The 335-nt window shown below is 71.3% G+C and carries 1 protein-coding gene; it reads left to right on the plus strand.

The genetic code is table 11. The features are described 5' to 3' along the window. A partial coding sequence (locus J0695_RS31120; RefSeq protein ID WP_277990051.1) for a sigma factor occupies nucleotides 1–335 on the plus strand: 335 nt, incomplete at both ends.

Here is a 335-nt window from a genome sequence, read left to right on the forward strand (position 1 = left end):
GCCCTCGCCACCCCCCTGCCCGCCACGCTCACGCCCGTCGGCCCCTGCTACGCGCTCGCCGAGAGCAGCGCGGCAGTCGGCAGACGGAGCACTCGTGGCTCTACCCGCACGTCCACCGCAGCACCCGCACCACGCCGACCCACGGCCGACAGCGACAGCGCCCGCATGATGGAGCTGGTCGAACGTGCCCAGGCCGGCGAGGCCGATGCCTTCGGGCGCCTCTACGACCAGTACAGCGACACCGTCTACCGCTACATCTACTACCGCGTCGGGGGGAAGGCGACGGCGGAGGATCTCACCAGTGAGACCTTCCTGCGCGCCCTGCGCCGTATCTC

The organism is Streptomyces beijiangensis, from assembly GCF_017315755.1.
Lineage (GTDB): Bacteria > Actinomycetota > Actinomycetes > Streptomycetales > Streptomycetaceae > Streptomyces > Streptomyces beijiangensis.